Consider the following 21,963-nt stretch of genomic DNA (forward strand, 5'->3'; position numbering starts at 1 on the left):
AAATAACATGAATAAGCTGCAAAAATTAGTTGAAGAAAATGTTTTCTACCTGATCATCCTGACTTTGTTTACGCTCAGTATTGCGATGTTTGTAGAAATCTTACCGTTGATGTTCAGTAAATCCGTAACTAAACCGATTGATGGGGTAAAGCCATACAGCTCACTCCAGCTAGCGGGCCGTGACATTTACATCCGTGAAGGCTGTTATGCATGCCACTCACAGATGATTCGTCCTTTCCGCTCTGAAACTGAGCGTTATGGCCACTTCTCTGTCGCCGGAGAATCGGTTTATGACCGCCCATTCCAATGGGGCTCGAAACGTACTGGTCCTGACCTGGCTCGTGTTGGCGGACGTTACTCTGACGAATGGCACCGCACTCATTTGATGAACCCACGTGATGTCGTCCCTGAGTCAAACATGCCCGCGTTCGCCTTCTTGGCAGCGCGCCCTGTTGATGCGGAAATGATGCCAAAGAAAATGACAGCACTACGTCAACTGGGTGATCCGTACACAGATGCAGACATCGCAAATGCGGCCAAAGCAGTGGAAGGCAAAACAGAAATGGATGCCCTCATTGCCTACCTACAAGGTTTAGGTCTTGTTCTGAAAAACAAAAGGTAAACACGATGGATCTGCAGAACGAAGTACGAATCATCGTCACCGTTGCTGGTTTTGTTTTGTTCGTGGGAATTTGCTTTTGGGCCTTCAGCAAACGAAATAAAGCCGCTTTTGACGAAGAAGCACAGCGAGTGTTCTTAGACGACGATTTGCCGCCGTCAAACAAGCAGACCTAAAGCGTTCGGAGAGTAAAATGGATGATTTTTCAAGTAGTTTTTGGGGCTACTTCATTGCAGCAGTATCGTTAGGCGGTATTTTTTATTGCGCCTACATTCTTGCCACGCAAATGAAAGTGAAGCTCAAAAAAGGCGAAAAGGCACAAGTTACAGGCCACGTTTGGGATGGCGACTTGGAAGAATATAACAACCCACTACCAGGCTGGTGGGTTGGGATGTTTATTTTGACTATCGTCTTTGCTTTGGGTTATTTAGCTCTATACCCAGGCTTGGTTGCCTTTGGTAACCTTAAAAACTGGAGTGCAGTAGGTCAATACAAAGCTGAAGTCGCAAAGTCCGACCAAAAAACTGATGTTTTGTACGCTTCATACATGGCAATGCCAATTCCTGAAGTTGCAAAATCGCCAGAAGCGATTGCAATGGGTAAAAACCTATTTCAAACTTACTGCGTTCAGTGCCACGGCTCTGATGCACGCGGTGCGAAAGGCTTCCCGAATTTGACGGACGGCGACTGGCTTTACGGTGGCACTCCAGAAAAAATCAAGGAGACGCTTAATGTAGGTCGCCACGGGCAAATGCCAGCCTTTGGCGCAGCCTTTGGCGACGAGAAAGTTCGTGACGTTGCAAACTACGTAATGAAACTATCAGGCAACCCAGCACATAACAATGTGCGTGCTGAGCGCGGCGCAGCAACATTTGCTCAAGTGTGCATAGCCTGTCATGGCACGGATGGCAAAGGCAACAAAGATATTGGCGCACCAAACTTAACTGATAATATTTGGTTGTATGGCAGCGGATCAGAAGCCGTCATTTCAGAAACCATTATTAATGGTCGTGACAATGTGATGCCCGCTTGGAAAGAGTTTCTTGGTGATGGAAAAGTACATTTGCTTGCTGCTTATGTCTTTAGCCTACGCCAAGAGCAAAAATAAGATTTAGTTTTAAAATACTCGCGGGCGGATTTTCCGCCCGTTTTTCATTCGCCAAAGAACCATGCTTAAAGTCACAAGACTTTCATCATCGTTTTTGCAAAGGGGTCATTATGAGCAAAAAGCTAAAAGACATTCCTATCAACGTCATCAACGTTAAAGATGACGGTGAACTCGAAGAAGTCATGCTGTATTCAGCGCATAAAAAAATCTACCCGCGCTGGGTCACTGGCTTTTGGAATAATTGGCGCATTTTTTTCGTCATCGCGACCCAATTGTTTTTTTACTGCATGCCATGGCTAGAAATCAATGAACGCCAAGCACTGTTGTTTGATTTAGCAAACCGGAAATTTTACATTCTGGGTCTCGTATTCCTGCCGCAAGATTTTATTTACCTCACCGCCCTACTCCTCCTTTCTGCGTTTGGTCTTTTTGCTTGGACCACGATTGGTGGTCGCCTTTGGTGTGGCTACGCCTGTCCGCAGACCGTTTATACCCAAATTTTTCTTTGGATAGAAAAATGGGTTGAAGGCGATCGTGGCGCGCGAATTAAACTTGATAACGGGCCATTGAGCGCCAAAAAACTACAACTCAAAACCACCAAACACACACTCTGGGTGCTTTTTGCACTCTGGACTGGCTTCACCTTTGTCGGATATTTCACGCCGATTCGTGAGCTATGGAGCAATCTAATTATTTTCGCCCTCTCCGGATACGAAATATTCTGGATTTTATTTTACGGCTTTGCCACCTATGGCAACGCTGGCTGGATGCGTGAGCAAGTGTGTAAATACATGTGCCCGTATGCCCGCTTTCAAAGCGCCATGTTTGATGCCGACACCTTAATCATTAGCTACGACCAAGAACGTGGCGAAAATCGTGGTAGCCGCAAAAAAGGCAGCGATTACAAGGCTGATGGTTTGGGCGACTGCATTGATTGCACTATGTGTGTACAAGTCTGCCCTGTCGGCATCGACATTCGTGATGGACTGCAATATGAATGCATAGGCTGCGCCGCCTGTATTGATGCCTGTGATGAAATCATGGACAAGATGAATTACCCACGCGGCTTAGTGCGCTATACCACTGAAAATGCGCTTGAACACAAATACCCCGAAAGCGACATCATCAAAAAAATCAAACGCCCTCGTGTATTGATGTATGCGGTGGTGATTAGTATTGTGCTGGCAGTGACCATTACCTCATTGATGATGAGGCAGCCGATTAAACTCAATATCGAGCGTGATCGCATCTCTCTAGTTCGTGAAGTCGATGATGGCAAACTGGAAAACACCTACCGTCTCATCATTCAAAACGCCAGCGAACGCAGCCACGCCTACCTGATTCAAGCCGAAGGTTTGCCGCAAATGAAACTTATTGGCAAAGATTCAATCGAACTGGCCTCTACTGCGATTGACAATATCTCGATCAGATTACAAGTGCCGCCCGAACACGCCAAAGCAGGTAGTCATGAAATTAAATTTACCGTGACGGCCAAAGACGATCCAACACAAACCGTAACAGAAAAAGCCACCTTTATTGGAAAATAATATGAGTACACCGCACGAAGAAAAACCTTGGTACAAGCACCCTCATGTTTGGCTGCTAATTACCTTTCCAGTGCTCGCCATTTTAGGTGGAATGCATATGTTGTATTTGGCGGCCACCTCAAAAGACAGCCTGGTGAGCGACAATTACTACAAAGAAGGCAACAACATCAACCAACGCCTGCAGTTAGAAAAAGCAGCGTTGGCAAAAGGCATTACAGCGCAAGTGATTTTGGGCGACAATCAGCAATCCATTCGCATTTTGTTCAACAAAAAAGAACTTGGCCCCATCAAGCTGAAAATCGTTCACCCAACCATGAATGGTTTGGACCAAGAAATTACGCTAAGCAACCCAACAGCCGGAATGTATACAGGCAGCCTAAAACAGCCATTGCAAGCGGGCAACTGGCACGTTGAGCTCAGCGACGATATAAAAACCTGGAGCCTACGTAAAACATGGGCGACCCAGCGCGACGAAAGCGTTGCACTCCCTTAAAACACCCAACGGCTGATCGACAATCAGCCGTTTTGCCATATAGAGTAGGCGCCAGGGCTGGTATAATCTCCCATTACCCAGCCTTTACATGCGCCCTCATCTTATGTCGCTACCCGAACTTCCTCGCGCTAACGAACGTCTGCAAATTGCACAACCGCACGGTTCTGCCGATGCGATGCTGTTAGCCAGTTATGCGCAAGCTGCACGCCCCTTGGTGATTTTTACAGCCAATGCTCAGGAAGCTGCGCGACTTAAAGATGAACTCGGGTTTTTCTTACACGAAAAGACCGTTCTACAGTTGCCCGACTGGGAAACCCTCCCTTACGATCATTTTTCACCGCACTCTGACTTAATCAGCGAACGCCTCGCAACACTGTGGCAAGTTCGCCAGAATGCTGTCGATGTATTGATAGTGCCACTTCAAACTGCGATGGGGATATTGCCGCCGGTAGAATTTTTAACCGCAACCACCTTTTTTATCAAAAAAGGCGACCCATTCGACGCAGAAAAACTCCGTGCTGATATGGCCTTTGCCGGTTACAGCCACGTTACGCAAGTGTATGGACCTGGCGAGTTTTCAATCCGCGGCGGATTGATCGACCTATTTCCGATGGGCAGTACACTGCCGTTTCGGATTGATTTATTCGACAATGAAATTGAATCGATTCGCACTTTTGACGTAGATACACAACGCAGCCTGTACCCAGTACCAGAGATTCGCCTACTGCCAGCGCGTGAATTTCCGACCGATGAAGAAGGTAGAAAAAAATTCCGACAAAATTTCCGCGAAGCATTTGAAGGTGACCCTTCGAAAGCTCGGCTCTACAAAGACATTTCCAATGGCGTCATTCCCGCTGGGATTGAATATTACCTGCCCTTGTTTTTTGAACGCACAGCAACTGTTTTTGATTACCTACCGCAAGAAGCAGTATTGGTCTTACACGGAGAGCTACTCAGCGCTGCAGGGCAATACTGGCAAGACATCGCCGAACGACACAAACTCAGCTACGGCGAGAAAGACCGACCACTACTACCACCACGCCAGCTTTTCGTCGAACCTGATCTGCTCTTTGCCAATATCAAAAAATATCGCCGCATTGATCTGATTCAAGGCGAAACCAGCCTAACTCACCCATTGCCGGCGCTGGATGTAGATCGACGCAACGAAAACCCTATCCGTCGCCTCAATGATTTCATCACCCAATACAGTGGAAAAATCATTCTCAGCGCAGAAAGCTTGGGCCGCCGTGAAACGATGGCGCAGTTTTTTGCCGAGTACGGTTTAAAGCCAGCCTTACTCGATACATGGGCTGATGCACTCGCCAGCAATGAACACGCTATTTTGTTGGCTTCGCCCTTATTCAAAGGTTTTGAATGGCGTAGCGCTACCATTGCAGTTATCACCGAAGCCGATTTATACCCATCGGTCATTCAAAGTCGCGGTAAAAAACAACAAAAACGCAGCAATACCGATGCCATGCTGCGCGATCTATCCGAGCTCAAAATCGGCGATCCCGTCGTCCACGAAGCACACGGTATTGGCCGCTACATGGGCCTCACCTCGATGGATTTGGGCGATGGCGCGACTGAGTTATTGCTGATTGAATATTCTGGCAACGACAAACTCTACGTACCCGTAAGCCAATTGCACGTCATTTCGCGCTACTCAGGCGGAGCATCCGACACTGCACCGATGCACAAGCTGGGTTCTGGTTCGTGGGAAAAAACCAAGCGTAAAGCCGCCGAACAAGTTCGTGATACGGCCGCCGAGTTACTCAATTTGTACGCCCGCCGCGCAGCGCGCGAGGGTCATGCCTTCGAGTGGAATCCACACGACTACGAAGCCTTCGCCGCTGGCTTTGGCTTTGAAGAAACCGCCGACCAAGCTGGTGCGATTGAAGCCGTCTTGGTCGATATGCGCATCAAACAACCGATGGATCGTTTGGTTTGCGGCGATGTGGGCTTTGGTAAAACCGAAGTCGCACTGCGCGCCGCGTTTGCAGCCGTTGCCGGAGGCAAGCAAGTCGCGGTGCTGGTGCCAACCACACTATTAGCCGAACAACATTACCAAACCTTTGCCGACCGTTTTGCCGATTGGCCGATTAAAATTGCGGAATTATCGCGCTTTAGATCCGGCAAAGAAACCAGTGCAGCAATTGCAGGTCTCGCAGATGGTAGCGTCGATATCGTGATTGGCACGCACAAATTAGTGCAGCCGGATGTTGTATTCAAACAGCTCGGTTTGGTCATCATCGATGAAGAGCATCGTTTTGGTGTGCGCCAAAAAGAGCAACTCAAAGCACTTCGCGCGAATGTCGACGTACTGACGCTCACAGCAACGCCGATTCCACGTACTTTGGCGATGAGTCTGGAAGGTCTACGCGACTTTTCGGTAATAGCCACTGCACCGAACAAACGCCTTGCCGTAAAAACCTTTGTTGCCAAGTTCTCTGACGGCATTATTCGCGAAGCCGTACTGCGTGAACTCAAGCGCGGCGGGCAAGTTTTCTTCTTGCATAATGAAGTCGACACGATCGAAAACATGCGCGAAAAACTCGCTGCACTCTTGCCCGAAGCGCGCATCGGCGTCGCGCACGGCCAAATGCGTGGCCGCGAACTCGAACACGTGATGCGTGATTTTACGCAGCAGCGCTTTAATTTACTGCTCTGCTCGACAATTATCGAAAACGGTATCGACATCCCGAACGCCAATACCATCTTGATGAATCGCGCTGATAAATTCGGCCTCGCCCAGTTACACCAAATGCGCGGCCGCGTTGGTCGATCGCACCATCAGGCCTACGCTTACCTGCTCGTTCCCGACCTAGAAGGCATTACTAAAGACGCAAAAAAACGCCTCGAAGCGATTCAACAAATGGAAGAACTCGGCTCCGGCTTCTACCTAGCAATGCATGACTTGGAAATCCGTGGTGCGGGTGAAGTGCTGGGCGATTCGCAGTCGGGTGAAATGCAGGAAATCGGTTTCTCGTTGTACTCACAAATGCTCAAAGAAGCGGTCAAAGCACTTAAATCAGGCAAAGAACCCGATCTGTCACAACCACTGGGCGTTACCACAGAAATCAACCTGCATTCGCCAGCGCTGTTGCCAGAGGAATATTGCCCAGATATTAACGAGCGCTTGTCACTCTACAAACGCCTTGCCAGCGTCGACGAAAAAGACGAACTCAACGACATTCACCAAGAACTCGTCGATCGTTTTGGTTTACTGCCAGAGCCTGCCAAGGTACTGCTCGACTGCCACCGCTTACGGATGCTCGCCAAGCCTTTAGGGATTAGCAAAATTGATGCCGCCGATACGGCCATCATCGTGCATTTCGCGCAAAACACCGTCGTTGAGCCGATGAAAATCATCAGCCTGATTCAGAGCAAAAAACACTACAAACTACAAGGCCAAGACAAACTACGCATCGAAGGCGACTGGCCTTCCAGCGCACTGCGCGCGGCGCGGATTAACGAATTACTCAGAGAGCTAATTTAATATGAGCAGTATTGGTTCGCATCCACTACCTAACAATGCATTCAAAGACATACCCAAAGAGTACTTTCCATTTCTTTGTGCATTTGCTGTTTACGGGCACGGTCTCGGCCAAACTCGGCTGATTGAATTACTTAAACGCCAACACGCCACATCGCCCTTCGTCAATAAAGTTGTACTGGATGTTTTGTCCGTTAAAGCAATGCTGGGCAATTTGATGGTAGCAAAGCTCATTGACGCCGAAACCGTCGGTTTTGCACTCAAGCCCGAATTGCAATGGCCCTTATTGGATTTACTGGCCACTGAAGGCACGCTCAAAAGCTGGGTTCAAAACGCCCTACAAGTTAAACCCATGGTGCAATACTGGGAGAGCACTTCGCGGCAAAGTTATGCACAATTGTGCATCTACTCCGTGATGTTAAATGACGATCAAACACTGGCGAGCGATTTGCAATTATTTGCGTCGGGCAATCTGACCCACGTCGCACTCGAACAGCACCCAGTGCATTTCTTCTTTCAGAACGAATTAGGTCTGCATTTTTTAGAGCAAGCAGAGTCTGGAACGCAGGCCACTTTGCTCAGTCATTTCCTCTACTACGCAACACATTTACTCGCTCCGGCCTCCGCGCAATACGAATACGCACTAAAAAACATTTCAAAATTTTCCACTCCATTGTTTTTACAAACGCTGGCATGGCAAGCGCAATTACGTGGCGATATGGCGACCTATGCCAAGCTAAATCAGCTCATTGACCCCAACTTCATTACTGGGGCGGATATGACGATGCGGCTCGCTCGGGGCGACTACCAATCCATCGTCGAGCGTGGAGCGGCAGTCATTGCACACGAAAAACAGCAGACCAACAAGCGTAAAATCGCCATCGATGGGCAAGTCGGCATCGTCTACAGCCTGGCCTTGCTCGGCACACGACAAGAGGCAGACCTCAAACTGCTCGTCACTCAATTTGAAGTCGCAAAAAAAGAGAAACTCAACGGTCTCTATGCCGACCATATCGACTGGGTGTACTACCTCGCGACAGGCCTCTCCTGCCAAAACAATTCACAAATGCCGATCTCTGCTAACTATGGTGTCATTGGCTTGTTTGAGCTGATGATTTTATATTGGCGCGATTATCCATTCGATGCGAACTGGCGCACACAATGCGAAAAACTGCATCACGCTTGGCAAGAATATGAATGGGTCACGCAAGAAGTTGATGTATTTATGAGCAAGGCGTTTGGTGATGAATTATTGCACCCAAACTGGCATGCAGAACGTAACCTAAAACCGCTGATTGATCTTTTCCCACGCGAAGAGGCATGGTCACGCGCCTTAACCGCTTTGAGTTTACTCAACGCAAAACCCAATGACATCAACACCAGCAGCATGCGCTTAGCTTGGTTTATCAATCTTTATCACGGCTCGGTGACGATTGAGCCCAAAGAGCAAAAAGTCAACGCAAAAGGCATCTGGAGCAAAGGCCGCGCCGTCGCGCTCAAACGCCTTAGCATTGGCAACGACCCAGCGCTAAGCTACCTCACCGAACAAGACACCCGCATCGTGAGGCATGCGCATGCAGAGCATAATTACTATGGCGAATCAGGCTATACCCTTAATCATGAAGCAGCACTGATTGATTTGTTGAGCCACCCGCACGTGTACTGGGCAGATTCGCCCGATGTACGCATCGACTTAGTTGCTGGCGAAATCGCTTTGCAGCTCAAAGAAATCAAAGGACAGATTTCGCTAAAGCTCAATCCAAGCATCACCGCCGGTGAAGACGTGGTGTGGCGTAAAGAAACGCCAACGCGTTTGGTGGTCTACCGCATCAACCCCGACATTCGGCAAATTGCCGGCATTATCGGCGCAGGCTTGATGGTGCCGTCGGCAGCCAAACCGCAGTTAGTCGGTGCGATAACGTCGATTGCACCTCATATTGCGATTCATTCCGACCTGCCTGAATTAGCAGCGCATATCGATGCGATTCCTGCTAACGCGATGATTTATGCTCACTTGCTGCCGCTTAACGAAGGCCTGCGCTTACAATTTCTGGTGCGCCCTTTACAGGATGGCGGCTGGTTTGTGCCAGGGAAAGGCACGGCAAATATCTTGGGCGAAATCGATGGCAAAACCGTCCAAGCTGAACGTGATTTAAAAACAGAGAAAGCAAACCTCAGCTACATCATCAACTACTGCACCGCGCTCGCCAATAGTGAGAGCGACGGCCAAGAATGGCAAATCGATGCGCCGGATGATTGCCTTGAGCTCTTAATGCAACTGCGTCGATTGCCCGCCGAGCAAATCGAACTCGTCTGGCCAGAAGGCGAACGCTTCCGCCTCAAAGCGACCAAGTCGCTCGCCAATATGAAACTCGGCTTGAAGCAACAAGGCGATTGGTTTGTCGTCAACGGCGAAGTCAAACTTGATGACGGCAAAGTGCTACAACTGCGCCAACTGCTTGAATTACTCGACGCCTCGCCAGGCCGTTTCTTAAAACTCGGCGACAATGATTATTTGGCGCTCACTGATTCATTTAGAAAACGCCTAGAGGAACTCTACGCCGTCGCTGAACCAAGCGGCAAAGACGGCTTTAAAGTCAATCTACTCGCCAGCGGCGCATTACTAGAACTTGCGAACGAAGTGGGCGAACTCGAAGCAGATGCAGCTTGGCGTAATCACATCGCCAAACTCGACAGCCTCGCTCAGCATCAGCCGAAAATCCCATCAACGCTACAAGCCACTTTACGGGAGTACCAGCAAGACGGCTTCCAATGGCTATCGCGCCTTGCACACTGGGGTGTGGGGGCCTGCTTAGCCGACGATATGGGTCTTGGCAAAACGGTTCAGACTTTGGCATTGATGCTGGAGCGTGCACCGAAAGGTCCTTGCTTAGTCGTCGCACCTACGTCGGTAGCCTTGAACTGGGAAGCTGAAACACGCAAGTTTGCGCCAACTCTGAAAATCCAAGCCTACGGTCAAAATCGCAAACTCGATGAACTTGGTGCATTTGATGTGATTGTCACCAGCTACGGCCTACTGCAACAAGATGCCGAGCAATTTGCGGCCGTGCACTGGCACACCGTCGTACTCGATGAAGCCCAAGCGATTAAAAATGCGACCACCAAACGCAGCCAAGCGGCGATGGCGTTGCAAGCCGATTTTCGGATGATCGCCACCGGCACACCGATGGAAAATCATTTGGGCGAGCTGTGGAATTTATTCCGCTTCATCAATCCGGCGCTGCTAGGCTCGAAAGAAAAATTCACCGCCCGCTACGCCAATCCGATTGAAGGTGGCGACAAGGCAGCTCGGCAAGCGCTAAAAAAAATCATTCAGCCCTTCATGCTGCGACGAACCAAAACGCAAGTGCTCGAAGAATTACCCGCTCGCACCGAAATCACTCTACGCGTGCCATTAACTTCCGATGAAATGCATTTGTATGAGGCGCTCCGCCAACAGGCGGTTGAACGGCTTGACAGCATTGACGAAGCCGCAAAAAAACCGATGCAAGTATTGGCCGAAATCACCAAACTACGCCGCTTTTGCTGCAATCCCAAATTGGTAATGAAAGACAGTCAACTCACCGGCAGCAAACTCACTGCGTTTACCGAAATCACCACTGAATTGCTCGAAAACAAGCATAAAGCCTTGGTGTTTAGTCAGTTTGTCGATCATTTGGCGATTGTGCGTGAATGGCTCGATGCGCAAGGCATTAGCTACCAATATCTGGATGGCAGTACGCCGCCCAAAAAACGACTTGAAGCGGTCAACGCCTTTCAAGCGGGAACGGGTGATATTTTCTTGATCAGCTTAAAAGCAGGTGGCTCAGGGCTGAACCTCACCGCGGCCGATTATGTGATTCATCTTGACCCTTGGTGGAACCCTGCGGTCGAAGATCAAGCGTCCGATCGTGCGCATCGCATGGGGCAGCAACGTCCAGTGACCATCTACCGCCTCGTCGCGGAAGGCACGATTGAAGAGCAAATCGTCGCGCTGCATCACAATAAACGCGACTTAGCTGATAGCCTGCTCGAAGGCAGCGATAGTAGCGGCAAGCTCAATGCGGATGCCTTGCTCGAACTTCTCAAAACGGCAGCTTAATGATGAAGAAAACACTGACCTTTCGTCCTGCCAACGCCGAAGATGCCGAAGCGATAGCGGAACTGATTCGCCAATCCATTACGGAGCTATGCGATTTAGACCATCAACATAATGAGGCTGAGCTAGCTGATTGGCTCACCGACATCAATACAGAAGCGATTACAGACTGCACTGAAAACAGTTCAGTACAATATCTGGCCTTACTCGGTAAAAAACGCGTGGGGTTTGCGTCGATGAATTGGCAAGGTGAAATTGTGCATCTCTATGTTGCCCCCAAACAGACTCAGAACGGGATAGCCACCGCCCTGCTTGCTGCGCTGGAATTGGCAGCCCGCGAACATGGCTTCAACCCTATAATGGTGGCAACAACGCACAGCGCACGTGGATTTTTCCGTACGCGCGGCTTTATCCCGACTCGCCCCGATTACGCCGAGTGGTTAGAAAAACCACTTCAGCAGCATTAATTTACTCCTTGGAAAGACCATGAGCACAAAACTACTGACCGATGCACAACTCGAACAACTCGACGCTTTTTTAATGTCGCCCCGCACCCCCGCCGAAACCATGGACATCGAAATGCTCGATGGTTTTTTGGTGGCGCTTGCAGTTGGCCCTGAAGAAGTGCCAGAAGAGGAATGGCTGCCTGCGATTTTCGCCGGCACCCCACCAGAATTTGACGACCACGCAGAAGCTGACGAAATTTTCGGACTGATTCGCCAACATGCAGCCAGCATTAAAGCCGCATTCTCAGTGAATCGTCGTGACAATCCGGGCGAAAACCCATTGTATGTACCGGTGATCTTGTCTGACGAAGAACAAGATGAAAACTGGCAAGAAACCTCAGGCGTTTATTGGGCCTCAGGCTTTTTTGCCGGTATTGAAGCGCGCTCAGCAGCTTGGGATGCATTGCTCGAAGCTAATGAAGAGCTCGATACTGCAGTAGAAAATGTACTTGCTTTAGCGGCCGCAGCCGAAGGTGATTTAGCCGATACCAGCCCAAGCGATGAAGTGGGTGCTGAGCCAGTTAAATTACTCAACACCAAAGAGCGCCAAGAACGTGTTGCTGAATTACCTTGGCACGTCGAAGACATTATGTACTTTGTACTCGAAGAAAAATTCGGCAAAGTCGAGCAAGTCGTTCGTGAAGAGCCAAAAATCGGCCGTAATGACCCGTGTCACTGTGGCTCGGGCAAAAAATTCAAGAAGTGCCACGGAGCTTAATGCGTGCCTGATTGGCTCTTGATACTGCGGCCCAGTGGCGGCTCCTTTCATCGTTCACGTATGTTGCTGGGCGCACTGGCTTTTGGATTGCCAATGGGGTATCAAGTCTTTCATCAGCAGCATCTCGCCGCAGGTATGATGGGTTTTGCCATATTGGCCACCATTATGATGGATATGGGGGGTAGTCGTCGGCAGCGACTAGGTAGCATGCTGTTTGGCAATATACTCATCATTACTGCGGCTAGCATTAGCTTAAGTATCAACGCTAATTTATTGCTTTGGTTTGCCGGCATTATCTTACTGGTCACCTTGATTGGCGCCAGCTTAAGTGCGGGATTTGCACTGGACTTACTACTGCGAATGGTCGCCTCAGCGTATTTAGTGGGCTATCCAGGCAGTGTAATTTCAGGCTCAATCTTGCCGTATTATCTAAGTGGCGCGGTAATGACGATCGTGCTGGCGCTGTGTGTTGCTCCCCGCATCAACAACCCAATCAGTCTAAAAGTGCCGCCACATTGGCACAACGATTATCAGCAGCTTCGCCAAGGTCAATTTGCTGGCGCTACATTTGGACTATTGCTGGCAATTGCTTGTGCTTTAAGCTTTTTCTTCGCGCAAAAATTGCACTTTACTGCGCCAAATGTGGCGGCAATTTGTACTTTGATGGTATTTAGACCAGAACCCAAACGTACTTCTTCAACGATTTGGCAAAGGCTAATGGGTGTTCTACTGGCCTCACTGATTGCATGGGCGTTTGTATTTGAGATTCAATCTTATTGGGCCTTGGTCGCACTGGCTGCCATCACTGGCGCTTTAGTGCCGATCGCTTTTGCTAATGGGCTGATGTATGTCGCTGCCGTGACGACATTTTTGATTTATTTAATTTTAGCTTTACTGGGAATCCAAGGGCATGCTGCCGAGATTTCTGCCGAGAATCGAATTTTTGAAACATTATTAGGCGCAGCGATTGCGATTATTTTTGCGATGATCTTTCGCAGTTTAAAACCAGAAACAGGACCTTAGTCATCATGTACCGTTTAGTTATCCAAGCACCTGAAGTAGCGACGCAGAATTTAAAGCAATTAGCGCGCTTGTCTGGAGCTCACACCATCGAAGCGATCAACACCCAAGCCTTTAAATTGCACGGTGCTGAAATCGAAAATGACGAAGCGGTGGCTGATTTTTGCGAATCAAATCAATATGACTACGCGTTTATTCCAGAAGATCATAGCGTGCGTGATATTGGTTTAGTCGTGATGGATATGGACTCAACGCTCATCACCATCGAGTGCATCGATGAAATTGCCGACATGTGCAATCTCAAGCCACAAGTGGCGGCGATTACGGCAGCGGCGATGCGTGGCGAACTCGATTTTAATGAAAGCCTAACTCAGCGCGTGGCTCTTCTCGCTGGATTAGATGAAGCCGCCCTAGAGCGTGTGTATATCGAACGCCTGCAATTGATGGCCGGCGCCGAAACGATGCTTAAAGGCTTTCATGCTGCAGGAGCGCAAACATTATTGATTTCAGGTGGATTTACCTTTTTTACCGAAAAACTTAAAGTCAAACTGGGCCTTACCCGTGCGATCGCCAATGTGCTCGAAGTTGAAAACGGCAAACTCACCGGCCGTGTGATTGGCGACATCGTCAATGCCGAACGTAAACGCACCGAACTCATCAAGATGCGCGATGAACTTGGTTTGCGCGCCGATCAAGTGGTCGCAATGGGCGATGGCGCGAATGATTTGCCGATGCTCCACGCCGCTGGATTTGGTGTGGCTTGTCACGCAAAGCCCAAAGTCCAGCTTGAGGCACCGTTCAAAATTAACTTTGTAGGCCTCGACGGCGTATTGAACTACTTTAAATAAAATGATGTATTGTCCTGTAGCCGATTAGCAATAAAGTCTACAACGCAATACATGCTAGATAAAATCACAATAGCCCTACCTAAATCAAAACATTGAAATGATTTGGGTATTTTTTATCTCAATTGTGTAATAACGTTGAGCAAGACACGACTACTGTAGTGTCGATACAGACAGGGCACTGCCCACAATCCACTGGAGAATCAAAATGAGCAATAAATCAATCATGCTAGCCTCTGCAATGGTCGCTGTTTTGGCTGCAGCAGCACAACCTGTATTAGCTGCTGATGCAGCAAAAGAAAAATGCTATGGCATCGCTAAAGCATCCGCTAATGACTGCGCAGCCAATGGACATTCGTGCGCAGGTCAAGCCAGCAAAGATATGGATCCAAAAGAATGGAAATATGTTGCCAAAGGCACTTGTGTTGATATGAAAGGCACACTCAAAGCAATGTAATCGCTTCACGGGCACTGCACAGTCGTGGTGCCCAAACCTCAAGACTCAACATGCTCACTACACTCCCTCTAGCCGCAGGTCTTGGCCTACGAAGCCCCCATATTCAACAAGTGCTAGCCGAAAAACCCAACGTCGCTTGGTGGGAAGTGCATAGCGAAAACTTCTTTGGCGGCGGAGCCCCGATTGCAGCGCTGGAACGACTGCGAGCTGATTACCCCATCAGTCTGCACGGCGTTGGCATGGGTTTAGGTAGTCCACATGAACTAGATCCATCACATTTAGCTCAACTCAAAACTTTAATTGATCGTATTGAGCCGCAGGCCATTTCAGAGCATTTATCGTGGAATCGGCTACATGGCAAAGTCTATGCTGACCTGCTACCAGTACCGCGCGTAGAAGGTGTAATTGAACTGCTTTCGGAGCATATTCAAATCGTGCAAGATCAATTGCAGCGCCGCATCTTGATTGAAAATGTATCTAGTTATATTCAATTTACTGGCGAACAGTATCTTGAGAGTGAAGTTCTGGCTGAGCTAGTGGCGCGTACTGGGTGCGGGCTTTTGTTGGACATAAACAATCTATACGTCAGCCAAGTCAATCTCGGCATCGACCCTTTGGTCGAGCTAGTGCACTTACCACTGGCTGCGGTGGGTGAAATTCATATTGCTGGCTTTGAAGTTTTTGATGGCATTGCCATTGATACGCATGGCGCAGCACCTTGCGATAAAGTGTGGCAATTATTGGATGTGGTTTTAGCAAAAACAGGGCCAATACCGGTCTTGCTAGAACGCGACCAAAACATCCCTGAATTAGATTCGTTTTTACACGACTACGAAACGCTAAAAAACCGCTGCACGGCGAATTGGATTTAGGTGCAACAATGAGTAAATACAAGGACATCTTCACTGATTTCGCTCGCGCGCTGGATAATGAGAGCCATGCGATAGAATGCATATCTGATACGACAAAAAGCAACTTCAGCATTTATCGCAATAATATTCAAATCAATCGCATCAACGCGCTGCGCATTGCGTACCCAAGCATTGATTCGCTATTAGGCACTGAGTTTTTTGATGCGATGTCACTGATCTATGTGCAACAAAGCCCTGCAAGCCATGCTAATTTGCACGAAGAAGGGGCAGACTTTCCGCAATTTATTGCCCATTTCACCCCTGCTGCAGACTACTTCTACCTTGCCGATGTCGCCCGACTCGACTGGGCGATTCACTGTGCGCACTACGCCCCCGATGTGGCCGTTCATGGACCTGAGCGTATTGCCCAATACGCGAATCAGCTAGAAACACTAAAGTTTGAGTTTCATCCTGCAATGGCACAGATTGAATCACCACACCCAATTGCCACTATATTTGAGATGCATCATGGCGGCAAAGCACCTGATGATTTGAATAAGTCAGAATGTGTCTTGGTTTGGCGCGATCAATACGCCAAGATTAGCGCCTCTGAATACCATTTTTTTGCGGCCTTGCAAGCCAAACAAACTTTAGCCGATGCACTCGACGCAGTGGCAGAGTTTGATCCCGAATTTAACCCTGCCAATGCGATGAGTTTAATGCTGCAACATGGGCTAATCCGCAATATCATCCACGCATAAAGCCATGCTGCATGCCATCATTCTGATGGCACTTCAAATATTTCACTATCAACACACTGCTTTGCTCGGCACAACTTCACCATCCAGTTGGCAGGCCGCGTAGTAGGAATACCTTGCCAACTACCACACCAAACACCTGGGCTACATGCCTTAGTGATTTTTTGGCTCAATAAAACTTGCCGCTGGTTCGCATCAATCAACAACCAATGATCCGGTGCCACCGTTGGCGAGGTGGTTTGCCAGCTCACGATCACTTGGCCAATCGGCAAGCCAGTACCCAACTCTGGGTCGTTTGAGGTGTGCACTTTAACCACAGGCACCGCAGGTGCGATATCTGGTCCGAGCATCGCGTCTACCGTTACTTTGTCAGACTCGCTACATAAAGTCTCAGCACAAAGTCGCACCGACAATTGATGCGTCCCATTGATCAGAGGTAATTCAACTTGGCCCTCCTGACTTTTGTCAGTTTCATCGGTAAATTTGGCCGAGCGGAAAATGGCTTTGCCATTATTTAATACTTCCCAGACTTTACCGGTATTACCCCAGTAAATATTCCAACGAATCAGAGCGCTGCCATCGGTAGTGACGGGCGGTGTCCATGCCAATTGTGGAATATCGGGCCGTTCAATCTTTGGGCGATCAGCATCAATTGGGCCAATATCAACCCACGTTTCTGCCGATGACTCACTGCACTTCGGTTTTTCCAATGTGCCATTGCATAAACGCACCAGCCATTTATGCAAGCCAGGCTCTAATTGAGCAATCGTAAATACACCGCCCTGCACCGCTTCGATATTGGTTTGGGCAATGACCGCCGTACTACTGGCATTTAATTTTTTAACAGGATTAACATTCCCATTCAAACTACGTGGCACAAAATCGCGACCACGATAGCGAAGCTGATTATTATCCCAAAGCTCCCACCACAGGCCAGCATCACCAAAGCCGATATTCCAACTCAGAGTAAATGGACCGGCCTTGATACGAGTCGGCACTGGATCTAAAAAAGGTTGGATCGGCGTTGAGTCAATGATGGCACCCATATCGGCACCCGAGTTAGGAACAAACTCAGCGGGGCGAATGGCGGGATCATTGCCCTTGGGGGCCGCTGGCGCAGGCAAAGCTTCGCACTCCATCATCCCCAATATCATGGAAGGACGACACGCCAGTTGCTCGCGTTTTTCAGCCTCACTACTGGAAATTAAGAATCCAGCCTGTGCTGCCGCGCTCAGTAGCAAAATCAAAGTTCCGATGAATTTCATGACCATCCCCGCCAAACTACATTGAAGCTGCTTCAGAATATTCTAATTGTAATTGCAACATTCTTTCGCCACGAAACTCATTTACACTGATTTTATACACAGCCAAACAATCCCTAGGTATTGGCTCACACCAATTAAATTGCATAGCCTCTACGACAATACCCAGTTTGGTTGCGAGTTTGAGCTTACTGTGCTTTTCACCCACAATCCGCTGTTCAACAACGCGAAATACGCCTTGAAATACTGGAGCAGGAAATCCCTGCCCCCAAACTTGTTTATCTAATGCCTCGGCGGTTTCCAAAACAAAGGCGTCCTCTGGCAACTCACCATCCGTTTCTAACACCCTCGTTAACGCTGCTTCATCGAGCAATTCACGGCAAACGGCTTCAAACGCCGATTTAAACGCGGAAAAATCGTTGACGTTTAATGACAAGCCCGCCGCCATTGCATGGCCTCCAAACTTGCGAATCAAATGCGGATGGCGCTTTGAAACCAAATCGAGCGCATCCCGTAGATGCAAACCCGGAATCGACCGGCCAGAACCCTTAATCTCATCATCATTGCCATTGGCAAACACAATCGTGGGTCGATTAAACCGATCTTTCATCCGTGAAGCAACAATCCCCACCACGCCCTGGTGCCAATCGGTATTGTATAAACAAATGCTAAAGCTATCTTCAACCGCGACCGAGGATAAAGCTAACTCAGCCTCTTCGCGCATACCATGCTCAATCTCTCGCCGTGCGCGATTAAGCTGGTCTAACTCTTTCGCCAACGGCAAAGCCACTTCTTCGCTCGCCGCCAGCAGCGTATTGATCCCAAAACTCATATCATCGAGTCGACCTGCAGCATTCAGCCGTGGCCCCAAGGCAAAACCCAAATCAAAACAACTAGCACGACCATAATAGCGACCTGCTGCAGTAAACAGCGCCATAATGCCAGGTGATGCGCGGCCTGAGCGCATACGTTTCAGTCCTTGCTCAACCAAAATACGATTATTGGCATCGAGCTTGACCACATCGGCCACCGTACCCAAGGCGACAACATCAAGCCACTGCGCCAGATTGGGCTCAGGATGGTCTGCAAAAGCCCCACGCCCACGTAACTCAGCACGTAAGGCCATCAAGACATAAAACATCACCCCAACACCGGCGAGGTTTTTACTCGGAAATTCGCAACCCGGCTGATTCGGGTTAACGATTAATGCATTCGGTAAAGTATCTGCGGGCAAATGATGATCGGTAATCAGTACCTCAATTCCCATTTCTCGAGCGGCCTCTACACCGGCATGGCTGGCAATGCCGTTATCTACCGTAATGATAATGTCCGGTTTGCGCTCCGCCGCGAGCGCAACAATCTCTGGCGTTAAACCGTAACCATATTCAAAACGGTTCGGCACAATAAAATCGATCTTTGCACCAAATGCAGCCAAACCCTTCATGCCGAGTGTCGTGGCGGTTGCACCATCACAATCGTAATCGCCAACAATCAGCATGCGCTGGCCTGCTGCAATAGCATCAGCCAAGCGCGCGCCCATTGCCTCTGCATTTTTTAGCAGAGGAAATGGCAATAAGTGTTTGAGCTCATGCTCTAAGTCTTTTGCATTTGCAATGCCCCGCGCGGCATACAGCTTTGCTTGTAGCGGTGAAAATCCAGCGTTACGCAAGTGGGTTTCTAATTCAACAGGTACGGGTCGAGAACGGATAGTGAGCACAGTAGCCTTAAAAATTTTAAAATGGCAAGCGAGCGGGTCGCCAGAAACGATATAAATCAGAGCGTTTAATTTTTACTTGCTCCCCTGCTGCGGGGAAGGTCAATGTTAGCTGTTCCAGTTGACCGGCCTTGAGCTTTGAAAGTAGCGGTGAAAACCAATCATTTTCAAGCTGCTCCCATTGCGTACGCCACTCATAAGCGTTGCCGTAGATTGCGTCAAAACTCAAAGCATCCAGAACGACCACTGCGTCTGTTGTACTAGGCAACGAAGACGCAGACGTTAAAGCAACATGCCACGCACTACCTGCCATCGCTTGCACGATTTCATTACCACCATAAATGGGCTGTGCCGCAGCGGGCTTTGACTGGCCCGATGCCAAGATACCGCCCCCCCACAACCAGACGCTATTGATCATCGGTAGACCTGCCTCATCACGCTCATCGTTAACCGAATGACCGTAAAGCACCATTTGAATTTCATTGAGTACAGCATGAAACTGGAGCGCTTTTTCGCCTTGCGGCAAAAAATCATTCATATTGCCACCCAAGGCCTGCTCAAATGGCGTAAAGCTAAGCTGTGGATCAACCGGCAATTTTAAATACCACCGCGTTGGAGTGGCGGCCACAAAGGTAAAGCCATCTTCGGCAAATAGACGATTCAGCGCAGCCACCAAAGCATCGGCTTCTGCTTGGCTAATTTGAAAAAAAGGCACCCCCAAAACAGTGAGGCGATCTCGGTCAATTCGCAAATGCACTGGATCGGCACGCAGCCAAAATCCATGCTCAGCCGTTGGATGATCAATTTGTAGCGTCAACGGCGCTACCGCCGGTGCGATCAAGCCCATACGCTGCGCACACACACTGGCTAAATCTGTACTCGGAATAGAAAAGCGACGGCCTTTGCCATTCAGGCAGGCCAAAGCAGGCAGCGCCAAATCTTTATTGATATGAGGGCGCAATTCTTCGTCACGCCAAATCGAATCGGGGATAATCAGTTCATAGTTCATGCGACGGATTTTACACTGAACACAAAGATACACAGGTAAAAAAGCTTCACCTCTATAATGATTCACTCACCTTCAAGCAAACCCTAGAATGTCTGCACTTAAATACCTCAGCGCCTATCCAGAACACATTCAAGCCAAGGTGCAAGCCCTCATTGCCCGCAATGAGCTAGGAACGCTACTCGCACAGCGTTACCCGCAGCGCCATACTGTCCAAACCGACAAGGCCTTATACGATTATGTGACGGAGCTAAAGCAAGAATATTTCAAAAATTCACAAGCACTCGCTAAAGTGACATTTGATAGCAAAATCAAAGTCATTCAGCACGCCCTTGGCACGCACACCCAAATTTCACGGGTGCAAGGTGGCAAACTCAAAAGCAAAAATGAAATTCGAATTGCCACTTTATTTAAAGACACGCCACCTGAATTTTTAAAGATGATTGTCACACACGAGCTTTCGCATTTGAAAGAAAAGGATCACAACAAAGCTTTTTATCAGCTATGCCAGCATATTGAGCCGAATTATATTCAACTGGAATTTGATCTCAGACTTTACTTAACGCACAAGGAATTAGCACCATCTTAAAAAGTTACGTCATGTAATCTTTTTGGCTGCGTCCAGCAACTCATCGATGGAAATGCCTGCATCTTGCAACTGCAACTGCAGGTTTTCACATAATTCACGTTTTTTTCTTTGTCTTGCAATACGCTCACTATTGGCACGCTCTTGCTCTTGCTTAAGGACGTGCCAAGTTTCGGTATTAAATAAATCTGCTGCTGAATTCAATTTTTAAATACTCTCCTGTGCTTGAATTAATAGCCACGTTTTTGTTTACGGCGCTTTACTTTTGAATTGGGTACATTCAACTCGACCGATTTTGATGCTTTGTCTTCTGCCGCAGAAAGTGGATTACTCCCTTCCTTGTTCTTCTTAGCAAAAAGATTTGAAATACTCTTGATTAAATTCATAATAAACTCAGTAAGACTTGATTAATTAAACAATAAGCCACCGTGCTATCGGCAGTTTTTCTCAATAAATGCTGTTTTCTCAACAATTTCTTGCTCACGCTGCTGAGCAGGTAAAAACTCCATCTTGCCTTGATCATTACTCACTTGCTTAAACATATTGGCACCTTTCAAAAAAGCAAGTCGTGACTCAGCAGCAGCACAGGCTTTTTCATCTCTAGGTGGTTTGACTGTTGGCGCGGCAGCAGGTGTCTGGCCTTGCGCAGCAGATGCTTTAGTGGGCACAGATGATGCGGGGCGCTGTGCAGCAACAGTGGTGACGCGGCTTTCATTTAAATTCATGCGCTGTGCTTTACCTTGTGACGCTGGAGGTGGCTGATCTGAAAATTGTATACGCCCCGATGAATCAGTCCATTTATACACTTCAGCGTGCGCCCCAAACGCTAAAAAACACAGTAACACAGTCAAGCTACGCATCATCGCCCCCTAATAATT

21 protein-coding genes are annotated in these 21,963 nt (G+C 48.6%); 15 read left to right on the forward strand and 6 right to left on the reverse strand.

Going from position 1 to position 21,963, the window contains the following annotated elements; all coding sequences use genetic code 11:
- Positions 1-7 precede the first annotated feature (7 nt).
- From ccoO to K4H28_RS07035, 14 genes are all read left to right on the forward strand, one after another.
- On the forward strand, positions 8-622 hold the full coding sequence (gene ccoO, locus K4H28_RS06970; protein WP_221007650.1) for a cytochrome-c oxidase, cbb3-type subunit II: 615 nt from the start codon (positions 8-10) through the stop codon (positions 620-622).
- A gap of 5 nt (positions 623-627) precedes the next feature.
- Entirely contained in the window at positions 628-795 is a 168-nt protein-coding gene (locus K4H28_RS06975) for a cbb3-type cytochrome oxidase subunit 3 (protein WP_221007651.1), read from the forward strand.
- Positions 796-812: 17 nt separating this feature from the next.
- The gene (ccoP, locus tag K4H28_RS06980; RefSeq protein WP_221007652.1) at positions 813-1,727 is read left to right on the forward strand and encodes a cytochrome-c oxidase, cbb3-type subunit III; all 915 of its coding nucleotides are present in this window, start codon (positions 813-815) and stop codon (positions 1,725-1,727) included.
- Between the two features lie 110 nt (positions 1,728-1,837).
- Complete coding sequence (gene ccoG / locus K4H28_RS06985; protein ID WP_221007653.1) at positions 1,838-3,274, forward strand: cytochrome c oxidase accessory protein CcoG; 1,437 nt, start codon at positions 1,838-1,840, stop codon at positions 3,272-3,274.
- A 1-nt stretch (position 3,275) separates the two neighbouring features.
- Positions 3,276-3,767 carry a FixH family protein gene (locus tag K4H28_RS06990; RefSeq protein WP_221007654.1) on the forward strand — a complete coding sequence of 164 codons (492 nt, stop codon included), beginning with the start codon at positions 3,276-3,278 and terminating at the stop codon, positions 3,765-3,767.
- 103 nt (positions 3,768-3,870) lie between these two features.
- The gene (mfd, locus tag K4H28_RS06995) at positions 3,871-7,266 is read left to right on the forward strand and encodes a transcription-repair coupling factor (RefSeq protein WP_255573648.1); all 3,396 of its coding nucleotides are present in this window, start codon (positions 3,871-3,873) and stop codon (positions 7,264-7,266) included.
- 1 nt (position 7,267) lies between these two features.
- A complete protein-coding gene (locus K4H28_RS07000; protein ID WP_221007656.1) occupies positions 7,268-11,365 on the forward strand; it encodes a DEAD/DEAH box helicase in 4,098 nt (1,365 codons plus the stop codon).
- Positions 11,365-11,829, forward strand: coding sequence for a GNAT family N-acetyltransferase (locus K4H28_RS07005; protein ID WP_221007657.1), 465 nt, complete (start codon positions 11,365-11,367; stop codon positions 11,827-11,829). Before K4H28_RS07000 ends, K4H28_RS07005 begins: the two co-directional genes overlap by 1 nt.
- Before the next feature lie 19 nt (positions 11,830-11,848).
- Complete coding sequence (locus K4H28_RS07010) at positions 11,849-12,586, forward strand: UPF0149 family protein (protein ID WP_221007977.1); 738 nt, start codon at positions 11,849-11,851, stop codon at positions 12,584-12,586.
- Between the two features lie 3 nt (positions 12,587-12,589).
- A complete protein-coding gene (locus K4H28_RS07015) occupies positions 12,590-13,609 on the forward strand; it encodes an FUSC family protein (protein ID WP_221007658.1) in 1,020 nt (339 codons plus the stop codon).
- Positions 13,610-13,614: 5 nt separating this feature from the next.
- Positions 13,615-14,454: a phosphoserine phosphatase SerB gene (gene serB, locus K4H28_RS07020; protein ID WP_221007659.1), complete on the forward strand. Its 840-nt coding sequence runs from the start codon at positions 13,615-13,617 to the stop codon at positions 14,452-14,454.
- Positions 14,455-14,659: 205 nt separating this feature from the next.
- Entirely contained in the window at positions 14,660-14,908 is a 249-nt protein-coding gene (locus tag K4H28_RS07025; protein ID WP_221007660.1) for a BufA1 family periplasmic bufferin-type metallophore, read from the forward strand.
- 50 nt (positions 14,909-14,958) lie between these two features.
- Entirely contained in the window at positions 14,959-15,780 is an 822-nt protein-coding gene (gene bufB, locus K4H28_RS07030; RefSeq protein ID WP_221007661.1) for an MNIO family bufferin maturase, read from the forward strand.
- An 8-nt stretch (positions 15,781-15,788) separates the two neighbouring features.
- Positions 15,789-16,520, forward strand: a complete 732-nt coding sequence (locus K4H28_RS07035; RefSeq protein WP_221007662.1) for an HvfC/BufC N-terminal domain-containing protein — start codon at positions 15,789-15,791, stop codon at positions 16,518-16,520.
- A 17-nt stretch (positions 16,521-16,537) separates the two neighbouring features.
- Here K4H28_RS07035 and K4H28_RS07040 read toward each other — a convergent pair whose 3' ends face one another.
- From K4H28_RS07040 to K4H28_RS07050, 3 genes are read right to left on the reverse strand one after another with little or no spacing between them, the layout of a single operon-like run.
- Positions 16,538-17,782 carry a chitinase N-terminal domain-containing protein gene (locus tag K4H28_RS07040; protein ID WP_221007663.1) on the reverse strand — a complete coding sequence of 415 codons (1,245 nt, stop codon included), beginning with the start codon at positions 17,780-17,782 and terminating at the stop codon, positions 16,538-16,540.
- A 16-nt stretch (positions 17,783-17,798) separates the two neighbouring features.
- Positions 17,799-19,496, reverse strand: coding sequence for a single-stranded-DNA-specific exonuclease RecJ (recJ, locus tag K4H28_RS07045; protein ID WP_221007664.1), 1,698 nt, complete (start codon positions 19,494-19,496; stop codon positions 17,799-17,801).
- Between the two features lie 16 nt (positions 19,497-19,512).
- Entirely contained in the window at positions 19,513-20,502 is a 990-nt protein-coding gene (locus tag K4H28_RS07050; RefSeq protein WP_221007665.1) for a hypothetical protein, read from the reverse strand.
- An 88-nt stretch (positions 20,503-20,590) separates the two neighbouring features.
- On the opposite strand from K4H28_RS07050, the gene K4H28_RS07055 reads away from it, so the two are divergent.
- Positions 20,591-21,088: a M48 family metallopeptidase gene (locus K4H28_RS07055; RefSeq protein WP_221007666.1), complete on the forward strand. Its 498-nt coding sequence runs from the start codon at positions 20,591-20,593 to the stop codon at positions 21,086-21,088.
- 9 nt (positions 21,089-21,097) lie between these two features.
- On the opposite strand, the gene K4H28_RS07060 is transcribed toward K4H28_RS07055, so the two are convergent.
- From K4H28_RS07060 to K4H28_RS07070, 3 genes are read right to left on the reverse strand one after another with little or no spacing between them, the layout of a single operon-like run.
- On the reverse strand, positions 21,098-21,289 hold the full coding sequence (locus K4H28_RS07060) for a hypothetical protein (protein ID WP_221007667.1): 192 nt from the start codon (positions 21,287-21,289) through the stop codon (positions 21,098-21,100).
- A gap of 26 nt (positions 21,290-21,315) precedes the next feature.
- On the reverse strand, positions 21,316-21,471 hold the full coding sequence (locus K4H28_RS07065) for a hypothetical protein (protein WP_221007668.1): 156 nt from the start codon (positions 21,469-21,471) through the stop codon (positions 21,316-21,318).
- A gap of 45 nt (positions 21,472-21,516) precedes the next feature.
- Positions 21,517-21,948, reverse strand: a complete 432-nt coding sequence (locus K4H28_RS07070; protein WP_308443478.1) for a DUF4124 domain-containing protein — start codon at positions 21,946-21,948, stop codon at positions 21,517-21,519.
- Positions 21,949-21,963 lie beyond the last annotated feature (15 nt).

The organism is Deefgea tanakiae (assembly GCF_019665765.1).
Taxonomy (GTDB): Bacteria; Pseudomonadota; Gammaproteobacteria; order Burkholderiales; family Chitinibacteraceae; genus Deefgea; species Deefgea tanakiae.